A 19,926-nucleotide genomic window follows, 5' to 3' on the forward strand; every position below is an offset into this window, starting at 1 on the left:
ATTTAACACAGTGATAGTCCCGATAAACGATGCGACAGTCCCCGCTCTCCCAGGCGTCCGATGATCGCCTGCTGGATATGTTGTTCGCGGGCGAAGATATCGAGGAGGAAATCGAACTCGAAGGGGCGCGAATCGCGGTGACGAGTCATCGCGTTCTCGCATTCATGCCCGAGGGCGGAGGGAGACGATTCGACCACGCGGACCGGCCCAACGTCCTCGATGCAAGCGTCCAACCGACCGGTCAGGATGGCTATCTTTCATGGACCGTCCGAAGCATCGTCTACGGAATGGTTCTGCTCGGCGGTGGCTACCTACTGAATAGTAGTGGCGTCCTCACACAGCTCGGCAACACGAAGGGACCAGATAGCCATATCGTCGGTGGAATCGAGGGGATGATCGCTTCGATGGCGATCATGTTTGGGGTACTTACGGACGCGTTACTGCTCATCGGCGGAGTACTCCTGTTCGCCGCCATAGTGTTTGGCGGACTGTATTTCGTCACTCGGTCGGAAGAACTGGTTATCGAGCGTGCGGGCCGCGACCCGATTTACGTCCCCGTCGATGGGAAAGAAGCAGAAGATGCGGCCCGTCGAATTCGGTCCGCGCTCGGAAAGGAAGACGTTCAGAAATAGGTTCGGTTTGTCGCGATTATCGGAGTGAGATGGAGATCAGTCCATGGACTGTTCGTCGGACCGGTCGCCAGACGTTTTTCGGCGACTGCTCACGTACCAACTCGCTTCGATGCCTCCCCAAACGAGGACGGTCACAAATCCGAACACGATGGCGAACACTTCGGGAACGCCCATCCAAACCGGCGTGATATACATCAAGCCGTTTAGATATTTTCCGGGGATGAGACCCTTCACGGCGATCCAGAACTGGTCACCGATGTTTCCGGAACGGGGGGTGATTTCCGCGGACTGGGCACTCGGTCCGTTCGTGGACTCGTCGCCAGTTCCGAGTCGTTCTACTTCGTAGGGGAATGCGATGTTGAGTTGCCAGACGACCTTGCCGTTTTCATCGACCTCGAGGACGCGGTTGCCGTTCGAGTCACCGATCAGCGTGTGTCCGTTCGGAAGTCGGTCGGCGTCCCGTGGCCACTGCATTCGTCCATCCCGCCAAATCCACGTCTGCTTCCACTTTCCGTCGTCGGTTCGCTGATATTCGATGACGCGATTGTTCTCGCTGTCGGCGACGATATCCGCGGGACCGCCGTTGGATTCGTTGATGTAGTCGGGATTGTGCTGCTCGTAGAGGATGTCGTAGTTGTCCTCCTCGCCGAGAGTCTGTGACTTGATAGCAGTGTGATTGTCCGGGGAGAGGAACACGACACGGTCCAAGTTCCGAATGCTTACCGTGATTCGGCCGTCTTCCAGGATTTCGACGTCGTTGATGTGCGACCAGTCCTTCGGGAACGGGCCACCGGTGCTCTCCGGGTCGAAATCGTCGGAGGCATTCCAACGCCATACGATGTCGTCGGTCTCGGTGTTGACGACGAACACCCCATCGAGGTAGATGTCGGCGACGACGAGGTGCGTCTCGTTGATGCGGTCCACGTCGTGGTACCGCGTCGCTTCCTTTCCGGGCGTGGGGTGGCCCCACACCTGCCGAACCTCACCGGTCGTGAGGTTGACGCGCTCGACACCATTGAACGTACAGGCGTTCACGTCGCCGTGGGTATCGTAGTAGGTGTCCCACGTCTCCTGGCTGACGCCGTACTCGCTGGCGTTCCACTCGTCGGCGCCCGGACATTCGTCCCCGCTAAGGTGGTCCGCGTAGGAGTACTCCACCGTCGCCGTCGTCCCCTGAACGGGGTCAACGTCCCAGTAGCGGGTGTGAGTGTCGTTGTAATATCGAACCGTTCCGTTCGGATTAAGCGCGACGAGTTCGGCTCTCGCCCGCGGACCTTCGCTGGCCTCTCCTCGCCACGAGTTGGAGTCCGTCGCGATTACCGTGATACCGTCCGTTTTCGGGGCGACTTGTACGTCTCGGTTGACATCGTTTCCGTCGATATGGGATTCGAACGTCGTTTCCGTCCACGAGGTCGCAACACCGTAGCCTACCGTCAAAACCGAGAGGGTGAGGAGGGCGGCGAACAGTGCTCGAAGGCGGCGTTTCGAGTTTGAATTCATTAGAATCGGTTATCGGTGAACCCCGGTCCATCCAGGTCGGTTCACGGTCGATACCATCTCGTTCTGTCGATTAGCCATGTGTCTACCCGCACCAATGTGACGCCACCGAATAAAATCGATTGGTTGGAAGCGACGGATACCGGATCGTTTCGAGGAGCGTCGAGTATCGTGCTACCATACCGGATGGCGTGGACTCCTCCGGTAGGGACAAGTTCAAACTTCCAGGCTGGCTAGCCAAACGCAATGGACGCCGCGACGGTCAGAGAGCGTGCGAAGGAACTCCCCCGTGAACCCGGTGTGTATCAGTTTTTAGAGGGCGATACCGTCCGGTACGTCGGCAAAGCGGTTGACCTTCGAGCACGGGTTCGGTCGTACGCAGACCCACGAAGCAACCGCATCGGTCGGATGGTCGAGCGCGCCGACGCGCTCGATTTCGCGGTGACCGACACGGAGACACAGGCGCTCTTGCTGGAAGCGAACCTCATCAAACGCTATCAGCCGCGGTACAACGTCCGCCTAAAGGACGACAAATCGTATCCGCTCGTCCAGGTAACGGGTCACGAATTTCCGCAAATCGAGATTACTCGCGACCCGAATCGTGAGGGCGCGACCGTTTTCGGGCCGTTCACCAACAAATCCCACGTCGAAACCGTGGTCAAGGCCCTTCGGGAAACCTACGGAATTCGGGGCTGTTCGGACTATAAGTTCGCCAACCGCGACCGACCCTGCCTCGATTACGACATCGGACTCTGCACCGCACCCTGTACGAACGAAATCGGACGCGAGGCGTACCTCGGCGACGTGAAAAGCGTCGAGCGGTTCCTGGGTGGCGAGACGGACGTGCTGGTGACCCCCCTCCGCCGGGAGATGGAATCGGCCGCCCAGAACCGCGAGTTCGAGCGCGCGGCCAACCTTCGGGACCGACTCGAAGCGGTCGAATCGTTCCACGGCGGCGACGCCGATGCGATTTCGTCGCGGACCGACGAACGAACTGTGGACGTGCTCGGTGCCTCGGTCGAAGGCGAACATGCCACGGTCGCGCGACTCCATAGCGAGCGCGGTCAACTGGTCGACCGCGACCGGCACACGCTTTCGGTTCCGGACGGCGACGACGTGGCCGCGGTGCTCGGCGGTTTCATTCCCCAATTTTACGCCGAGCGCGACCTACCTGACGCCCTCCTGCTCTCCGAGCGCCCCGACGATACGGACGTACTCGACTGGTTGGAGTCCGAAGGCGTCGCGGTACGTGTGCCGGGTGCGGGAAGGGAAGCAACGCTCGTCGATTTGGCGTTGAAGAACGCCCGGCGGGGTGCCAACGCTCCCGACGAACTCCGGGCGTTAGCGGACGGACTCTCGATGTCCGCGATCGACCGAATCGAGGGATTCGACGTGAGTCACGCACAGGGATCGTCCGTCGTCGGCAGCAACGTCGTGTTTGTCGGTGGATCTCCCGAGAAGTCCGACTATCGACGGAAGAAACTGACTGAAAAAAACGACGACTACGACAACATGCGCGCCCTGATTCGATGGCGCGCGAATCGGGCAATCGGAGGACACGACGAGCGACCGGACCCCGATTTACTGCTTATCGACGGCGGGAAGGGACAACTCGACGCCGCACGGGAGGCGCTGGACGAAATCGGATGGGACGTACCCGCCGTCGGTCTGGCCAAAGCCGAGGAAATCGTCATCACGCCCAACCGAACCTTCGACTGGCCGAGCGACGCCCCGCAACTGCACGTCCTCCAGCGAGTACGCGACGAAGCCCATCGATTCGCCGTTCAATACCATCAGACGCTTCGGGATGATGTCTCGACGGAGTTGGACGGCGTTCGCGGTGTCGGACCGGAAACGCGCCGAAAGCTGTTCCGCCGTTTCGGGAGTTTGGACGGGATTCGAAGCGCCTCGGACGACGAACTGCGTGAAATCACCGGTGTCGGGGAAAAGACTGTTTCCGCGATTCGGGACCGATTTTGACGGCGTGGACGAGTAGTTCGATAAGTGATAGAAGCTCACGGAAACGACGTTTTCGAGGAAACCACCCCAGTCCATCAAATCACGACAATCTCGCGTAGGCAAGACTTTTTGAACCAAGCCGCAAATATCCCGTATCGTGTCGACGACGAACGAGTACATGCGGTTCTTCCCATACGAGTCGCCCTACGACAATCAGCAGGAGGCGATGGACCGCATCTACAACGGGCTGGCGCGCGGACAGGACGTGGTCTTCGAGGGCGCGTGCGGGACAGGAAAGACACTCTCATCGCTCGTACCCGCACTTGAGTACGCCCGCGAGGAGGACAAAACGGTAGTCATCACGACGAACGTCCATCAGCAGATGCGTCAGTTCGTCACCGAAGCGCGCGAGATAAACCGGAACGAATCCCTGCGCGCCGTCGTCTTTCGCGGCAAAGGGTCGATGTGCCACATCGACGTGGATTATCAGGAGTGTCAGGTACTTCGGGACAACACCTACGAAGTCGTCGATAAGGAACGTGACAAGGAGGAACTCGAGCAGCGTCAGCGCGAACTGCTCAAAGTGATGCAGGACGGCGACAAAACTGCCGCGGAAGCCCGTAGCGCGGTGATGGACGAACTCGACCAGATACAGGACGAAGTCGAGAACCTGCGCGAAGCGAACGTCTGTGACTACTACTACAACAACCTCACCGAGGACACCGGGGAGTTCTACCAGTGGCTCTATGACGACGTTCGGACGCCCGACGACATCTACGAGTTCGCCGAAGAACAGGGGATGTGCGGCTACGAACTGCTGAAAGACGGGATGGAAGGCGTCGATTTGGTCGTCTGCAACTACCACCACCTCCTCGACCCGATGATACGCGAGCAATTCTTCCGATGGTTGGGCCGCGACCCGGAGGACGTCATCACCATCTTCGACGAAGCCCACAATATCGAAGGAACCGCCCGGGACCACGCTTCGCGGACGCTGACCGAGAACACCCTCGACAGCGCGCTGGACGAGTTGCAGGAGAGCGATGACTTCCGGAGCGAAACCGGGTTCAACGTCCTTGCCGCGTTCCAGCGTGCGCTCACGAGTACGTACGAGGACTCGTTCGGGTTCGGAGAGCGCGAAACAGTCGGCGAGAACTGGCAGGACGTCGCGATCGCGAACGAGAACAAACGTGACGAACTCACCCTGCATTTCCTTCAAGAGTATACGGGAAAGGGAATCGACGACGAACTGGACGACGCGTTGGGACTCGCCAAGGAACTCGACCAGCAGTACGAGGAGGCGTACAAGGAGGGCGATGCGAAGACCCGTCAGGAATGCCAGACGCTCCAAGCCGCCAGTTTCGTCAAGTCGTACATGGACGAGGGGGCCGAACTCGGCCAGTATCCCGTTGTCGGGGTTCGGCGGGACGAAGGCACCGACGAAGTGTACGGGAGAGCGGAGCTGTACACCTGCATCCCGCGCGAAGTGACGAAGGACCTCTTCGACGAGGTGTACGCGACGGTGCTCATGAGCGCGACCCTTCGGCCCTTCGACGTGCTGTCGGACGTGCTCGGGTTGACGGAACCGGTGACGCTGGCCTACGGTCTCCAGTTCCCCGACGAAAATCGCCGGACGTTTGCGGTCGAATCGCCCGCCCTGTTCGCCAGCGAGCGAAGCGAACGGGAGACACAAGAGACCATCGCGGACGTGCTGACCGAGACGGTGAAATTCACCGCCGGAAACACGCTCGTCTTCTTCCCGAGTTACAGCGAGGCTGAACGCTACCGTGACCTCGTGCGAAACCGAATCGACGGGAGGCTTTACTTCGACGAGGCGGGGACGCCCGTCGAGGAACTCCGCCAACAGTTCACGAATGATTCGAACGGCGTCCTTTTCACCTCGCTCTGGGGGACGCTCGCGGAGGGCGTCAGTTTCGACGGCGACGACGCCCGAACCGTCGTCGTGGTCGGCGTTCCGTACCCACACCTTGACGACAGAATGGACGCCGTGCAGGACGCCTACGACAGGGTGTTCGCCGACCGCTCCGGACGAAATTCGGGCTGGGAGTACGCCATCGAGATACCGACGATCCGAAAGACGCGGCAGGCGCTCGGCCGCGTGATTCGCTCGCCGGGGGATTTCGGCATCAGGGTGCTGTTGGACAAACGCTACACCGAAAAAAGCGTTCGAGAGATGGGGAAATACAGCGTTCGGGAGACGTTTCCACCGGAAGAGCGCGACGAGATGCTGGATATCGCCCCGGAAAAGCTCAAGTTCGCCATGCTGAACTTCTTCACTGACAGGGACGCATGGGACGGCAACCCGCCGAAACCGCAGTGAATCGTGGTTGGTCGGGGGAACTCACGCGGGAAGCGAAATCGTCGCGGCCGGTTCCTCGTAGGTCGCATCCCAAAGTTGGAGTCGCGTAACAGTCCACGTAATCGGATCGGTGTCTCGTTCCGTAAGTTGCCGAGCGACGTCGAGATTTCCGCCGCGGGCGAGCGTCACGTGGGGAACATAGTCGTCGCCCTCGATGCCCTCGATACAGTCGAACTCGGAAACCAGTTCGCTGTGAAGGTCACGCAGTCCGGGACTTTCGACGGCGAGGTAGACGACTGGGCCATCACCGCGTGCCGGATCCTCGAAGATGTCGATTTCAGCGATTTTGGCTTCGAAGGCTGGCGACCCGACGAGTGCGGTTCGAACCTGCATTTCGAGTCGATCGTAATTTTTGTGGTCGCCGAATCGCTTGACGACGAGGGTATGTTGGTCGCGCACGGTATCGAACTGGTAGAGCGACGGCCGCAGTTCCTCCGCGAGTCGGGCGACCTCGCCGGGAACGGGAACGTTGAGGCTGTACACTGTTCGTCTCGAGAGAGGGGAAGAATATGAGGGTGGCGTTCGTGATTAGTCGTTTCGAGACCGTCGTTGGATTTTCACTGACCAGTTACCGTTAGGATCTCCGAAACGAATCCATCGCCACTCGAACTGTGACCGAACTGCTTCAGTCGGTGACGGCGCATGCTTTCTAACTTGAATTTTGCCGTCAGTTATGCCGTTTGTAGTTTTGTTTCCAACATCAGTAAGAATAACATATGCGACCTCATCTGGTCTGAAAGGTTTCGTGAATTCGAGCCTTTCACCGACACTTATAGAACCATTAGTAATTACCGCCACGCCACTACTACCCGCAGGGATAACCGTTTTACCTGTGTTTTCGATGGCAAGAGCACCGGAATCGTGAACCGCCGTCAATCGAGTGACTCGGCTCGCCCAGTTCGGTTTCGTCGGTGTGGAGTTCGTTTCCGAAAACCGATAAGAAAAATTGACCGTGGTCGGTCTTCCAGTTGTTTGGAGAGTCCCAGAGAGTTCGTAGACGAACCCGCGTTCATCCACGAATACGGTTGCCCAGAGGGATTTCGCAGTCGAAAGTTCAGTGTGACTTGCCGCTCTGTATCGGTACAGGGTCGTCCCATTCCGGACCGTTGTCCCATTCCAAACGAAATCCGAGTTCATAAGAATCTGGCTCATTCGAGTGTCGTTCTCGACGTTCTCCCAAATCGGGTTCGCCGGAGCGGAGACGTAGTGATAGTTGTAGTCACCGTTTTGTGGTACACGCCATATCGCAGTGCCATTTGCCGAATAACCGTGATAGGGTTCGCTGATGCCGACGAGGGCACGTATATCGCCTCGTTCGTGCAGGCGAGTTCGCCCATCTCCAACGTGTGCGTCGAGAGTCGAGTTCGACCACTCCGTCGGTCCAGTGCTGTGATTCGGGCGAATCCGAACCTCCTTTCGATAATTCATTCCAGCCAAAGCGGACTCGTGGGCGGAAAGCAGTCGCTCCGAATCGAATATCCACTCGGTATTCGCGCCGGGTGGTGGGTTCAGATTGGCTTGCGAGTCCGCCTTCGGTTTCGGCGACCGCTCCAACCACGGGATGTAGTCGGCACACCCGGACGTGATGACGAGGAGGACGAGCAGGAGGGCGGGGAATCGTCGCATTCTCCATCGTTTCTGGTGACAGATAATAAATTCTAGCTGGCAAAGAGGAGTGTTGGCAACCATTGCCGCGCCGAAAGGTTTTATACGAATCACGCCAGAACAGTCTCGTAATGTCGTGGACTCGCGCCACCGGGGTCGCCCCTGTCGTGAGTGACGAGTCCGACTCCAACTCCTTCTGCGTGCGACGGCGGCCGGGGCTTTTCTAGTCCCACTAATACCTATTCCACCCCGACCCGACGTTCGTTCAACGCGAATTCACACGTGATTAATTTGTCCATAGTCCATTTTGCAACTTTATTTCTAATATTTCTGAGAAGAATTTAAGTGGGTGGAGTCCCTGGCAACGTTCACAATGAAATCCGTTGCACTCGCCTTCTCGGGCGGACTCGACACCACAGTATGCGTCCCCCTCCTCGAAGAGGAGTACGGCTACGATGAGGTAATCGGCGTCACTGTAGACGTGGGACAACCCGAAGCGGAGTTCGCGGAAGCGGAGGAAACCGCGGAGGCACTCAACCTGGAACACTACGTCGTGGACGCGAAAGACGCATTCGCGGAACAGTGTCTCGACGCGGTGAAGGCCAACGCGACGTATCAGGGCTATCCACTTGGAACGGCACTCGCACGCCCGGTAATCGCGGAGGCGATTTTGGACGTTGCGAAAGAGAACGGCTGTGACGCCGTCGCGCACGGTTGTACTGGAAAAGGAAACGATCAGTTACGTTTCGAGGCGGTCTGGCGTGCCTCCGATTTGGAAGTCATCGCGCCCGTGCGTGAACTCGGCCTGACCCGCAAGTGGGAGATGGAATACGCCGACGAACACGAACTCCCCGTCGAAGGTGGCAACGAGGGCGTCTGGAGCATCGACACGAACCTCTGGAGTCGCTCCGTCGAGGGCGGCAATCTGGAGGACCCCGGCTACGTTCCGCCGGAGGACATCTACGAGTGGACGACGAAACCGGGTGCGGAAACGGAACTCATCGAGATCGAGTTCGAGAACGGGAAACCGGTCGCAATCGACGGCGAGACCTACGACGCAGTCGAACTCATCGAGTATCTGAACGAACTCGCGGGCAAACACGGCGTCGGTCGCACCGACCTTATGGAAGACCGCATGCTCGGCCTGAAGGTGCGCGAGAACTACGAGCACCCAGCGGCGACGACCCTTCTCAACGCGCACCAGGCCCTCGAAGGGTTGGTGCTGACGAAAGAGGAGCGCTCGTCCAAAACCGGAATCGACCAACAGTGGTCCGAAAAGGCTTACGAGGGACTGCTTTCCGCCCCAGTCGTGGACGCCCTCGACGGCTTCATCAACACGACACAGGAGAAAGTCACCGGCACGGTGACGGTCAAATTCGAAGGCGGACAGGCCCGCCCGGTCGCCCGCGAGAGCGAGTACGCGGTGTACTCCGAGGACGCCGCCTCGTTCAACACGGAAACCGTCGGCAAGATCGAGCAGGCTGACGCGACGGGCGTCGCGAAATACCACGGCTATCAGGCACGCCTCGCGAATAATGAGTGAGAAAGGGAGTGGAATCGGCGGCGGCAAAAACGGCGATGGCGATGTCGTCCGCGGCGACCGCTTCAGCGGCGGTCCCGCCCGCGGATTTCTCTCGTCGCTATCCGCCGACGAGCGCATCTTCGCAGCGGACCTCGCGGTGGACCGCGCCCACGTCGTGATGCTCGCGGAACAGGGCATCATCGAGGACGAAACGGCGGGCGAGATTCTCACCGCGCTGAACGTGGTCGAAGTCGATGGCCACGGGTCGCTTCCCGACGGCGAAGACGTTCACGCCGCCATCGAGACATCGGTGGTCCAGAAGGTCGGTGCCGACGGCGGCAAGATGCACACCGCCAGAAGCAGGAACGACGAGGTTGCGACCTGCATCCGCTATCGTCTTCGCGAGGATGTCCTGGACGTTCTGGATGCGACCATCGCGGTCCGCGAAGCACTGCTCGAAGTCGCCGAATCGCACTCGGACACGGTGATGCCGGGGTACACACATCTCCAACCCGCCCAACCGACCACAGTCGGTCACTTCCTCGCGTCCTACGAGCAGGCGATCACGCGCGACACGGCCCGCCTGCTCGATGCGTACGGGAGGGTGAACCAGTGTCCCCTCGGATCTGCGGCGTTCGCGGGAACGCCGTTCGATGTAAATCGCGAGCGCGTGGCGAAGCTGCTCGGGTTCGATTCGGTTCTGGGGAACTCCATGGACGCGGCGTCCACCCGAGATTTCCTCGTCGAGACGGTGTCCGCGCTGGCCACTCTCGCCACGACCCTCTCCGGAATCGCGGAGGACCTCGTCATCTACTCGAATCGCGGGTTCGTGGAACTGTCGGACGATTATTCGTCCACGTCGTCCATCATGCCCCAGAAGAAGAATCCCGACACGCTCGAACTGGTTCGCGCGGTGGCAGGTGATACCCATGCTGGATTGTCTGGCTTGCTTTCGACGCTCAAGGGACTTCCACGCGCGTACAACCGCGACCTCCAGCGCGCGACGCCCCACGCGTGGGACGCCATCGACGCCGTAACTGACGCGGTTGAGGTGACGGCGGGTGCGGTGGCGACTGCAACGTGGAACGAGGACGTACTTGCCGAGGCGTCGGCCGATGGCTTTTCGACAGCGACCGGAATCGCCGACTTGCTTGCCATGTGCGGCGTCCCGTTCCGCACGGCACACGAACTGGTTGCGACGGCAGGAGAGGCGAACTACGACGCGCTCGATTCCGCCGCGAAGGACGTACTCGGTGCGCCGCTCGCCGAATACGTTCCCCGTGAGGAGGTCGAGGCTGCACTCGACCCCGAAACGAGCGTCGGGATGCGTGATTCACACGGCGGCCCTGCTGCCGATGCGATGGTAGAAGGATTGAGTGATGCAGAGGCGACGCTCGTCGTCCACGAAGAGACGGTCGTCGAACTGGTTGACTCGCTCGATGCGGCGAACGAACTGCTCCAGACAGAGGTGAACGACTATGTCTGAACTACCGCGACCCCTCCGGGGGCAACTTACTTGATCACAAATCCGAACCGCGAAATCCGCCTTTTCACGCCGTGAGACGGTAGTATACCCTTTTTATCCATAATTAATAGCGATGGATTTAAGTCCGATAGTGCGATATGGGAGAGTACAATGGCAGAATGCGTTGAGTGTGGGGCGGACGTACCCCTGCACAACGATCTGGAATCGGGCGAAATCATCGACTGTGCGACCTGCGGTGTCGAACTGGAAGTGATCGACGTGAACCCGCCAGTCCTCGACCGGGCACCCGAGCTCGAAGAGGACTGGGGGGAGTAAATTGCACGTCACTGAATCTTCAATTCAGTCGGCTCACGCAAACCAGCAGGAGTGGTTCGCGTGAAGATTGGACTGCTCTACTCCCGTATCCGCAAGGACGAAAAGCTCCTACTCGCCGAACTCCGTGACCGCGGGCACGAGGTGACGAAAATCGACGTGCGCAAGGAAACGTTCGACCTGACGGACGCGCCGGCCACCTTCGAAAACCTCGACCTCGTCGTGGACCGCTGTCTGGCGACGAGTCGGAGCCTGTACGCCACGCAGTTTTGCGAGGCGTACGGCATACCGGTCGTCAACAGCCACGAGACGGCCGACATCTGCGCCGACAAGGTGAAAACCAGCCTCACGCTCGCTGGCGCCGGTATTCCCACGCCTGCGACGAAAGTCGCATTTACGACCAAGAGCGCGATGGAAGCCATCGAGTCCTTTGGCTACCCCTGCGTGCTCAAGCCAGTCGTCGGGTCGTGGGGTCGCCTTATGGCGAAAATCGACTCGAAAAGCGCGGCAGAAGCCATCTTGGAACACAAAGCCACGCTCGGTCACTACGAGCACAAAGTGTTCTACGTGCAGGAGTTCGTGGACAAACCCGGGAGGGATATCCGCGTGCTCGCGCTGGATGGCGAACCGGTCGCGGCGATGGCCCGTCACGACGACCACTGGCTGACGAACGCCGCGAAAGGTGCCGAAACCACGACGTTCGAACTGGATTCGGAAGCCGAGTCGTTGGTCGAACAGGCCAGCGATGCGGTCGGCGGCGGGCTGCTCGGCGTCGATCTGATGGAAACCGACTCGGGTTACACGGTCCACGAAGTGAACCACACGGTCGAGTTCAAGGCGTTGAACGAAGCGGTGGACCTGGACGTGCCCGCCAGCGTCGTCGATTGGTTGGAATCCACGGTCGGAATGGAGGTGATGGCCTGATGGCCGCCGCGACCGACGAGACGGCGAAAACGAACGCCGAAACGCTCTCCGCAACCGTTATCGGAGCCAGTGGATACACCGGCGGCGAACTGCTTCGCCTGCTCTCGGGGCATCCGAACTTCGACGTTTCCCAAGCGACGAGCAGGGAATACGCGAACAAGACGGTCGGGTCGGTGCATCCCAACCTTCGTGGGTCCGAGCTACGCTTTTCGGAACCCGACGACTTAGAATCCGTAGACGTCCTGTTCGCCGGAACGCCCCACGGTGTCTCGATGGAGCACATCGACGAGTTCCGCGACGCCGCCGACACCGTGGTCGATTTGAGCGCCGATTTCCGACTCGAAACCGAGTCGGAGTACGATGAGTGGTACGACGGCCACACCTATCCGGAGTATCTGGACGAGGCGGTGTACGCTCTCCCGGAACTGTTCCGCGAGGAACTCATCGGTGCAGATCTCATCGCAGCGGGTGGCTGTAACGCTACCGCGACGATTCTCGGTCTGTACCCCCTGTTCGACGCCGGCATTCTGTCCGGAAGTGAGCAAGTCGTCGTGGACGTGAAAGTCGGGTCGTCGGAAGGCGGCGCGACACCCAGCAAGGCATCGAGCCACGTCGAACGCTCTGGAATCGTTCGTCCCTACGCACCGACGGGCCACCGCCACGAGGCAGAAATCGAGGCCATTCTGGATACCAGCGTCTCGTTCACCGCCCACGCCGTGGATATGGTTCGCGGAGCGTCCGCAACGAGCCACGTCTTTCCTGATTCGCCGGTTTCGAAGGGCGACCTCTGGACGGCGTACCGGAACTGCTACGAGGACGAACCCTTCGTCCACCTCGTCGCGGGCGGGAGCGGCGTCTATCGCTATCCCGAGCCCAAGGCAGTCGCCGGAACGAACAACGCCGAAGTCGGATTCGAACTCGACCCCGGAAACAAGCGCGTGGTCGTCTTCAGCGCCATCGACAACCTAATGAAGGGGTCGGCGGGGCAGGCGGTCCACGCCGCGAACGTCGCACTGGGGTTCGAGGAAACCGCCGGACTGGCGTTTCAGGGACTGCATCCCGTGGGGTCACCATGACACGTACCGAGTACACACACGACGAACTGCTCGATGCACACGACCAACTCATCGATAATGACAACGTTCCAAACGACGGCCTCCGCGCCGATGGTGGCATAATCGAAGACGAGAACACGCCCATCGTCGTGAAAATCGGGGGTGCCCGCGCAGTGAATCCAGCGGGCGCACTCGACGATATCGCTCACCTGACCGCCAACGGCGAGGACGTAGTGGTCGTCCACGGCGGTTCGACCGCCGTGGACGACACGCTGGAAGAACTGGGCGAGGAACCCGAATACGTCGAATCGCCGAACGGCGTCGTCGGACGTTTCACCGACGAGCGCGCGATGGGAGTGTTCGAAATGGTGATGCCCGGTAAACTCAATACGGACTTGACCGCTGATTTGCAGGCCGAAGGCGTCCGCGCAGTCGGACTATCCGGCGTCGATGGCGCGCTGTTGACCGGGACGAGAAAGTCCGCCGTCAGGGTCGTCGAGGACGGCAAGAAGAAGATTCGTCGCGGCGACCACTCCGGTAAAATCGAGGATGTGAACGCCTCACTCCTCGAGACACTACTCGCGGAAAGCTACACGCCTGTCGTGACAGTTCCGATGCTGGCCGACGATGGAACGCCGGTCAACGCCGATGCGGACCGCGCGGCAGCGGCAATCGCCGCCGCACTCGGCGGCGACCTCGTCGTCCTGACGGACGTACCGGGTCTCCTCGAGAATCCCGAGGACGAGACGACGCTCATCGAGCAGGTCGCCACCCCTGCGGAGATGGCGACCGCGAAAGGAGCAGCGGAAGGGTTCATGACCAAGAAGGTCATGGCGGCCACGGAAGCCCTCGACGGGGGTGCAAAATCGGTCGTCATCGCGGACGCAAACAACCGCGACCCGATTACAGCGGCACAGAAGGGTCACGGGACGAAATTCACGCCCGGAGCAGTAGGGGGTTCCCAATGAGCGAATTCGTCTACTCCCAAAAGCCCATCCCGATCGAAAGCGGTGAAGGAGTGTACCTCTACGCCGAGGACGGGACCGAATATCTCGATTTCGGCGCAAGTTATGCGGTTTCGCCGGTCGGTCACTGCCACCCCGAAGTCGTTTCGGCGGTGCAGAAACAGGCCGCGGAACTGCTGTTCGTCCACGCCTCGTACCCGACCGAATCCCGCGATTCACTGTACGAAACGTTGGCGACCGTCGCACCGTCCGGTCTCGAAAACGTCTGGCTCTGTAACTCCGGCACCGAGGCGAACGAGGCAGCGTTGAAGTTCGCCCGGAGCGCGACCGGAAACTCGAAAATCGTCGCAGCCAAGCGCGGCTTTCACGGGCGCACCATGGGGTCGCTGTCGGTAACGTGGAAGCCGAAATACCGCGCCCCGTTCGAACCGCTCGTCGATGACGTGGTGTTCGTCACCTATGGCGACGAGGAGGAACTCGCAGACGCAGTAGACGACGAAACGGCCGCCGTCATTCTCGAACCTGTACAAGGGGAAGGCGGCGTCAACCCCGCGACGAAGGACTATCTTCAGGCTGCCCGCGAGCTGACCGCCGACTCGGGAACCGCATTGCTGTTCGACGAGATTCAAACTGGGCTCGGACGGACGGGCGCCCTCTGGGCGTGCGAACATGCCGGAGTGACGCCCGACATCGTGACGACCGCGAAGGGACTGGCGAGCGGCCTTCCCATCGGTGCAACACTTTGCGCCGATTGGATAGCCGAGGACGCCGGGCCACACGGTTCGACTTTTAGCGGGAGTCCGGTCGTCAGTGCTGCCGCGGAAGCGACCCTCTCGGTGCTCGTAAACGAAGATCTTCCGGCACACGCGGCGGAAATGGGCGAATACTTTCGATCCGAACTCGACGCCGCGAACCTGCCGGTACGCGACATCCGCGGCCACGGATTGATGGTCGGAATCGAAGTGAAGCGCGGGGCGAATCGCGTCGTAAAGGAACTCGCACTATCCCATGGGATACTCGCACTCCCGGCGGGACGGAGCGTTCTCCGTTTACTTCCACCCCTAACTGTGGAGACGGAACAGCTCGACACGGTGGTCGAGGCGCTATCCGACGTGTTGGGAGGAAACGAATGACCCTGACGAAAGCCATGACAACCACGGAAATCACGGTGGCCAGTGCGCACGACCTGCTGGTCGAACTGGTCGAAACGCCATCGGTATCGGGAAACGAGACGGACTGCGCGGAACGACTCACCTCGTTCTTCGAGGAGCACGGTCGTGAGGCATGGATCGACGATGTCGGGAACGTTCGTGCGCCGGGAAACGAAATCCTACTCACGTCACACATCGACACGGTTCCGGGCGAAATCCCAGTAGAACTAGACGACAGCGTTCTTCATGGCCGCGGAAGCGTGGACGCCAAAGGTCCGCTTGCTGCGATGGCAGTCGCGGCAGTCGAGACGGGCGCGAGTTTCGTCGGCGTCGTCGGGGAGGAAACCGACTCGCGCGGTGCTCGACACCTCGTGGACGACTACGAGGAACCCGAGTTCGTCGTGAACGGTGAACCGAGCGGTTGGGACGCCCTGACGCTCGGTTATCGTGGGTTCCTGTCGGGTTCCTACTCGGTGTCCATCGATTCCCACCACACCTCCCGTCCGGAACCGAACGCCATCCAACACGCCGTTGGCTGGCTCTCGCGAGTCGAATCGGCGTTCGAATCGAACGCCGATTCGGCGGACGAGTCGGGACCAGAGGAACCGAGTTCGACGTTCGAGTCGGTGACCGCAAAACCGATTTCGTTCGACGGCGGTCTCACCGACGATGGACTGGCGACCGAGGCCGAAGCAGAAATCCAGTTTAGGATTCCACCGGGAACGACGGCGAACGAGATCCGTGAAATCGCCGAAGACGAACTGGCGGCGGGAACCGTTTCGTGGAACGAATCGATACCCCCGACGATAGCCAGTCCACGTACTGAACTCGGACGGGCGTTTCGTGTGGCGGTTCGAAACGAGGATGGCGAGCCAAGCCTCCTCAGAAAGACCGGGACGAGCGACGCGAACATCTACGCAGAGACGTGGGACTGTCCAGTCGTAACGTACGGACCGGGAGATTCGTCGCTCGACCACACGCCCGATGAGCATATCGAACTCGGCGAGTTCGACAACTCGGTAGCCGTGTTGGCTCGCGTCTGTCGCTCACTGGAGGAGAAGCTATGACCCGCCACTTCCTCGACGTGGACGACTTATCCCCCGACGAGTTGGCCGAGGTGCTGGCGCTGGCCGAGGAGTTCAAATCGGACGGGTCGCCGCCGGAGTTGGCCGGACAGACGCTCGCTATGCTGTTCGAGAAACCGAGTACGCGCACCCGTCTCTCGTTCGAAACGGGAATGACGGAGCTCGGCGGACACGCCGTGTTCATGGGGCCGGACGACACCCACCTAGACCATGGCGAACCCGTCTCCGATACGGGGAGAGTGCTCTCGCGGTACGTCGATTTCGTCATGGGTCGCGTGTTCGACCACGACTGTTTGGTCGAGATGGCGAAGTACGCGACGGTACCCATCATCAACGGCCTCTCCGACATCGCCCATCCGTGTCAGTCGCTCGCCGACCTGCTCACGATTCAGGAACAGTTCGGCTCGTTCGAAGACCTGTCCATCGCGTGGGTCGGCGACGGAAACAACGTGCTCAACTCCTTCGCAATCGCGGCATCGACGGTCGGCCTCGGCCTGACGATTGCGACGCCGGAAGGGTACGAACCGTCGAGTGACGCACTTGCGCGGGCGAATAATCGCGGTTGCTCACCTGTATTGACGAACGACCCCCATGAAGCGGTCGCCGACGCGGACGTCGTTTACACCGACGTGTGGGTCAGCATGGGCGAGGAGGACGAACGGAAGGAAAAGCTGGCGGCGTTCGACGGGTTCCAACTGAACGCTGACCTGCTCCCCGGTTCGGCGTATGCGATGCACTGTCTTCCCGCCCATCGCGGCGAAGAGATCACCGGAGAGGTACTCGAAAGCGACCGCTCGCTGTCGTGGGATCAAGCCGAAAACAGGCTTCACGCGCAAAAGGCGCTGTTGGCGTATCTCGGCGAAAACGGGTGAGTTCAGCGGCGATACCACGCGGCGAACACGGCGCCTAGCACGACGCCATAGGCGAGGTGGCCGACGAGACTCATGGGGTCCAAGTTCGGGACCGGCGGCATTTCCATTCCGACCGCACCAAGCCAGAGCGGCATGACGATTCCCGCGGCGATGAACCAGAGAAGGGCGCCGTACGCCGCTCCGAGACCGGCCGTTGGGACTATTTTCGTGGCGTATCTTCGGAGGCCGGTCATGGTCATGATACCTCCGAAGACGAGACCGAACACAATGCTGTGGAAGAGATGTGCGACCCAGCCCATCACAACACCGTCCAGGCCGTAGAGGGACGCGACGACCGGCAGCATCCCCATCGACTGCATGAGGACACCGAAAACGATTCCTCCTGCCAATCCACCGACAATCGAACTCGACCACGTTCTGTTGATTACACCGCGCTCTCGAACCGATTCGCTGATACTTTTTGTTCTCTGTTGTGCCATGGCAGATATTAGTTCATTATTAATAATATAGATTTCCGCAAGTAACGAACAGGACAGAAACCAGCCAGAAGCCCCAACACCGGAGTTTATCGGGACATCGCAGGAGAAAAAGGAGGTCAACGGGCGGGCAGCCTTTTGTTCTCGTCATGCCAATATACTAATAGGGGATTACGATGGGTCAAGGGGACGCGATACGGTTCGGTTTTACGGGTGACGTAATGCTCGGACGACTAATCGACGAACGGCAGCGACAGCGGAGCGTCAGCGCCGTTTGGGGTAACATCGAGGAACACCTCGAAGCGTTAGATGGATTGTTTATCAACCTCGAATGTTGCCTCTCGGCCCGCGGAACGCCATGGACGGATACGTACCGACCCTTTCACTTTCGAGCGGACCCGGACTGGGCGATTCCGGCGTTGAAATCCGTCGGCGTCGATTGGGCGTCACTCGCGAACAACCATATTTTGGATTACGGTTCCGATGCCCTTCTCGATACCATCGAGTACCTCGACGACGCAGGAATAGCACATTCAGGTGCCGGTGCGGACGAAGACGCGGCCCGCGCTCCAGCCATCGTCTCGGTGGGCGACTACGACGTTGCTTTCGTTTCGTTCACGGATAACACGCCAGAGTTCGGTGCGGGACGGGACGAACCCGGAACGGCCTACGTGGAGTTCGACGTAACCGACGACAAAGCGGCCCGTATCGTCGGCGATTCGATCGCCCAAGCCCGCAAAGCGAACCCCGATTTGCTCGTTGCGTCGCTTCACTGGGGGCCGAACATGCGGACGGAACCCACGGTCGAGTTTCGGGAGTTTGCTCGATGGTTGGCCGAACAGGATGTCGATATCGTCCATGGCCACAGTGCCCACGTCTTCCAAGGCGTCGAAGTCGTCGATAATACGCTCGTTCTGTACGATACGGGTGACTTCCTGGACGATTATGCGGTCGATTCGGAACGCCGAAACGACCGGAGTTTCATCTTCGAACTGGCCCTCAAGGACGGCGACCTCACGGAACTCCGGCTCCATCCGACCGAAATCTACGACCTCGCGGTCCACGAAGCGGAACACTACGCAGGTAACTGGAGTATGCAGCAGATGGATACCCTCTCGTCCGCGTTCGGAACGCAGTTCGAACGCGAGGACGACGAACTCGTGCTTTCGTTGTAACGAACGACGTCGTGATCCCTTAACGATCACCGAGTGAGAGGAGCGGTTATATATTTGAATAGCTAGTGTTAGGAGATATTATTATAGATAAAACCTAGAAAGAAATATAAAGACCCGCCCAAATCAATAGATGTAGCATGCAATCACGACGTGACCTACTGAAAAAAATTGGTGCGGCAGGAACTGCAGGTATCGGCGCAACGGCGTTGTCGAGTAGCACCGCCGTGGCAAAACCGGCAGTCGATTGGGAACCCGCCCATTCGAGCAACTACACGGCCGCGAACCGTGGTGCGGCAGAAATCGACGCCATCGTCATCCACGTGGCCCAAGGCTCTGCCGAGGGGACGGTCAACTGGTTCCAGAACCCGGACGCAAACGTCAGCGCCCACTACACCATCCGCGACGACGGATACAAATACCAGTCCGTCAGCGACATCAACGAGGCGTGGCACGCAGGTGGCGTTTCTTGGTACAACGACGCCACCATCGGCATCGAACACGGTGGCTACGTCAGCAGTGGCTTCCCGACTGCGCAGTACCAGAGTTCCGCAGAACTCGTCCGCTGGCTGTGTGACCAGTACAACATCCCGAAGAGTCGTGTCTCCGGCGTCGCATCGTGTAATGGTGAAAGCGGCATCATGGGACACCACCAGGTACCCGAGACCGACTGTGGATACAACGACCACACCGACCCCGGTCCAAACTGGGACTGGGACTACTACATGAGCCTCATCTAAACGGGCCCGTAGTGCCATCACAGTATTTTCGATATCGAGAGTGAACGACACCTGGATAGCGTTGCCACCGACCACCCACTTTTTCACTACCGA

18 protein-coding genes are annotated in these 19,926 nt (G+C 59.9%); 14 read left to right on the forward strand and 4 right to left on the reverse strand.

What is annotated here, in order from left to right:
* Window positions 1-29 precede the first annotated feature (29 nt).
* Window positions 30-632 (forward strand): hypothetical protein, encoded by a 603-nt coding sequence (locus OOF89_RS05090; protein ID WP_266078983.1) that lies wholly within the window; start codon window positions 30-32, stop codon window positions 630-632.
* Between the two features lie 36 nt (window positions 633-668).
* Here the strand turns inward: OOF89_RS05090 and OOF89_RS05095 are convergent, their stop codons facing one another.
* The gene (locus OOF89_RS05095; RefSeq protein WP_266078984.1) at window positions 669-2,132 is read right to left on the reverse strand and encodes an arylsulfotransferase family protein; all 1,464 of its coding nucleotides are present in this window, start codon (window positions 2,130-2,132) and stop codon (window positions 669-671) included.
* Between the two features lie 243 nt (window positions 2,133-2,375).
* Between OOF89_RS05095 and OOF89_RS05100 the strand changes: the two genes are divergently transcribed.
* On the forward strand, window positions 2,376-4,109 hold the full coding sequence (locus tag OOF89_RS05100) for an excinuclease ABC subunit C (RefSeq protein ID WP_266078985.1): 1,734 nt from the start codon (window positions 2,376-2,378) through the stop codon (window positions 4,107-4,109).
* A gap of 136 nt (window positions 4,110-4,245) precedes the next feature.
* Window positions 4,246-6,429 (forward strand): ATP-dependent DNA helicase, encoded by a 2,184-nt coding sequence (locus tag OOF89_RS05105; RefSeq protein ID WP_407661585.1) that lies wholly within the window; start codon window positions 4,246-4,248, stop codon window positions 6,427-6,429.
* 21 nt (window positions 6,430-6,450) lie between these two features.
* On the opposite strand, the gene OOF89_RS05110 is transcribed toward OOF89_RS05105, so the two are convergent.
* The gene (locus OOF89_RS05110; RefSeq protein WP_266078986.1) at window positions 6,451-6,951 is read right to left on the reverse strand and encodes a 2'-5' RNA ligase family protein; all 501 of its coding nucleotides are present in this window, start codon (window positions 6,949-6,951) and stop codon (window positions 6,451-6,453) included.
* 45 nt (window positions 6,952-6,996) lie between these two features.
* On the reverse strand, window positions 6,997-8,094 hold the full coding sequence (locus OOF89_RS05115) for a hypothetical protein (RefSeq protein WP_266078987.1): 1,098 nt from the start codon (window positions 8,092-8,094) through the stop codon (window positions 6,997-6,999).
* Between the two features lie 352 nt (window positions 8,095-8,446).
* On the opposite strand from OOF89_RS05115, the gene OOF89_RS05120 reads away from it, so the two are divergent.
* The 9 genes from OOF89_RS05120 (at window position 8,447) to argF (ending at window position 17,445) form a co-directional block, all read left to right on the forward strand.
* A complete protein-coding gene (locus OOF89_RS05120; RefSeq protein ID WP_266078988.1) occupies window positions 8,447-9,616 on the forward strand; it encodes an argininosuccinate synthase in 1,170 nt (389 codons plus the stop codon).
* Window positions 9,609-11,081: an argininosuccinate lyase gene (gene argH, locus OOF89_RS05125; RefSeq protein ID WP_266078989.1), complete on the forward strand. Its 1,473-nt coding sequence runs from the start codon at window positions 9,609-9,611 to the stop codon at window positions 11,079-11,081. Before OOF89_RS05120 ends, argH begins: the two co-directional genes overlap by 8 nt.
* Window positions 11,082-11,231: 150 nt before the next feature.
* A complete protein-coding gene (gene lysW / locus OOF89_RS05130) occupies window positions 11,232-11,396 on the forward strand; it encodes a lysine biosynthesis protein LysW (protein ID WP_266078990.1) in 165 nt (54 codons plus the stop codon).
* Window positions 11,397-11,456: 60 nt separating this feature from the next.
* The gene (gene lysX / locus OOF89_RS05135) at window positions 11,457-12,317 is read left to right on the forward strand and encodes a lysine biosynthesis protein LysX (RefSeq protein ID WP_266078991.1); all 861 of its coding nucleotides are present in this window, start codon (window positions 11,457-11,459) and stop codon (window positions 12,315-12,317) included.
* Window positions 12,317-13,393, forward strand: a complete 1,077-nt coding sequence (gene argC, locus OOF89_RS05140) for an N-acetyl-gamma-glutamyl-phosphate reductase (protein WP_266078992.1) — start codon at window positions 12,317-12,319, stop codon at window positions 13,391-13,393. Before lysX ends, argC begins: the two co-directional genes overlap by 1 nt.
* On the forward strand, window positions 13,390-14,340 hold the full coding sequence (locus OOF89_RS05145; RefSeq protein WP_266078993.1) for an acetylglutamate/acetylaminoadipate kinase: 951 nt from the start codon (window positions 13,390-13,392) through the stop codon (window positions 14,338-14,340). The genes argC and OOF89_RS05145 overlap by 4 nt, the downstream gene beginning before the upstream one ends.
* Window positions 14,337-15,470, forward strand: coding sequence for an aspartate aminotransferase family protein (locus tag OOF89_RS05150; protein ID WP_266078994.1), 1,134 nt, complete (start codon window positions 14,337-14,339; stop codon window positions 15,468-15,470). The genes OOF89_RS05145 and OOF89_RS05150 overlap by 4 nt, the downstream gene beginning before the upstream one ends.
* Window positions 15,467-16,555, forward strand: coding sequence for a [LysW]-lysine hydrolase (locus tag OOF89_RS05155; RefSeq protein ID WP_266078995.1), 1,089 nt, complete (start codon window positions 15,467-15,469; stop codon window positions 16,553-16,555). The genes OOF89_RS05150 and OOF89_RS05155 overlap by 4 nt, the downstream gene beginning before the upstream one ends.
* Window positions 16,552-17,445, forward strand: a complete 894-nt coding sequence (gene argF, locus OOF89_RS05160; protein WP_266078996.1) for an ornithine carbamoyltransferase — start codon at window positions 16,552-16,554, stop codon at window positions 17,443-17,445. The genes OOF89_RS05155 and argF overlap by 4 nt, the downstream gene beginning before the upstream one ends.
* A gap of 2 nt (window positions 17,446-17,447) precedes the next feature.
* Here the strand turns inward: argF and OOF89_RS05165 are convergent, their stop codons facing one another.
* Entirely contained in the window at window positions 17,448-17,924 is a 477-nt protein-coding gene (locus OOF89_RS05165; protein ID WP_266078997.1) for a hypothetical protein, read from the reverse strand.
* A gap of 173 nt (window positions 17,925-18,097) precedes the next feature.
* On the opposite strand from OOF89_RS05165, the gene OOF89_RS05170 reads away from it, so the two are divergent.
* Entirely contained in the window at window positions 18,098-19,096 is a 999-nt protein-coding gene (locus OOF89_RS05170) for a CapA family protein (RefSeq protein WP_266078998.1), read from the forward strand.
* A 137-nt stretch (window positions 19,097-19,233) separates the two neighbouring features.
* Entirely contained in the window at window positions 19,234-19,833 is a 600-nt protein-coding gene (locus OOF89_RS05175; RefSeq protein ID WP_266078999.1) for an N-acetylmuramoyl-L-alanine amidase, read from the forward strand.
* The last annotated feature ends 93 nt before the right edge of the window (window positions 19,834-19,926 follow it).

It is taken from the genome of Haladaptatus caseinilyticus (assembly GCF_026248685.1).
GTDB lineage: Archaea > Halobacteriota > Halobacteria > Halobacteriales > Haladaptataceae > Haladaptatus > Haladaptatus caseinilyticus.

Excerpts from the sequence above, each read along its gene's own strand:
- OOF89_RS05090 (WP_266078983.1), top strand. The coding sequence starts at position 30 with ATGCGACAGTCCCCGCTCTCCCAGGCGTCCGATGATCGCCTGCTGGAT.
- OOF89_RS05095 (WP_266078984.1), bottom strand. The coding sequence starts at position 2,132 with ATGAATTCAAACTCGAAACGCCGCCTTCGAGCACTGTTCGCCGCCCTC.
- OOF89_RS05100 (WP_266078985.1), top strand. The coding sequence starts at position 2,376 with ATGGACGCCGCGACGGTCAGAGAGCGTGCGAAGGAACTCCCCCGTGAA.
- OOF89_RS05115 (WP_266078987.1), bottom strand. The coding sequence starts at position 8,094 with ATGCGACGATTCCCCGCCCTCCTGCTCGTCCTCCTCGTCATCACGTCC.
- OOF89_RS05120 (WP_266078988.1), top strand. The coding sequence starts at position 8,447 with ATGAAATCCGTTGCACTCGCCTTCTCGGGCGGACTCGACACCACAGTA.
- argH (WP_266078989.1), top strand. The coding sequence starts at position 9,609 with ATGAGTGAGAAAGGGAGTGGAATCGGCGGCGGCAAAAACGGCGATGGC.
- lysW (WP_266078990.1), top strand. The coding sequence starts at position 11,232 with ATGGCAGAATGCGTTGAGTGTGGGGCGGACGTACCCCTGCACAACGAT.
- argC (WP_266078992.1), top strand. The coding sequence starts at position 12,317 with ATGGCCGCCGCGACCGACGAGACGGCGAAAACGAACGCCGAAACGCTC.
- OOF89_RS05145 (WP_266078993.1), top strand. The coding sequence starts at position 13,390 with ATGACACGTACCGAGTACACACACGACGAACTGCTCGATGCACACGAC.
- OOF89_RS05150 (WP_266078994.1), top strand. The coding sequence starts at position 14,337 with ATGAGCGAATTCGTCTACTCCCAAAAGCCCATCCCGATCGAAAGCGGT.
- OOF89_RS05155 (WP_266078995.1), top strand. The coding sequence starts at position 15,467 with ATGACCCTGACGAAAGCCATGACAACCACGGAAATCACGGTGGCCAGT.
- argF (WP_266078996.1), top strand. The coding sequence starts at position 16,552 with ATGACCCGCCACTTCCTCGACGTGGACGACTTATCCCCCGACGAGTTG.
- OOF89_RS05165 (WP_266078997.1), bottom strand. The coding sequence starts at position 17,924 with ATGGCACAACAGAGAACAAAAAGTATCAGCGAATCGGTTCGAGAGCGC.
- OOF89_RS05170 (WP_266078998.1), top strand. The coding sequence starts at position 18,098 with ATGGGTCAAGGGGACGCGATACGGTTCGGTTTTACGGGTGACGTAATG.
- OOF89_RS05175 (WP_266078999.1), top strand. The coding sequence starts at position 19,234 with ATGCAATCACGACGTGACCTACTGAAAAAAATTGGTGCGGCAGGAACT.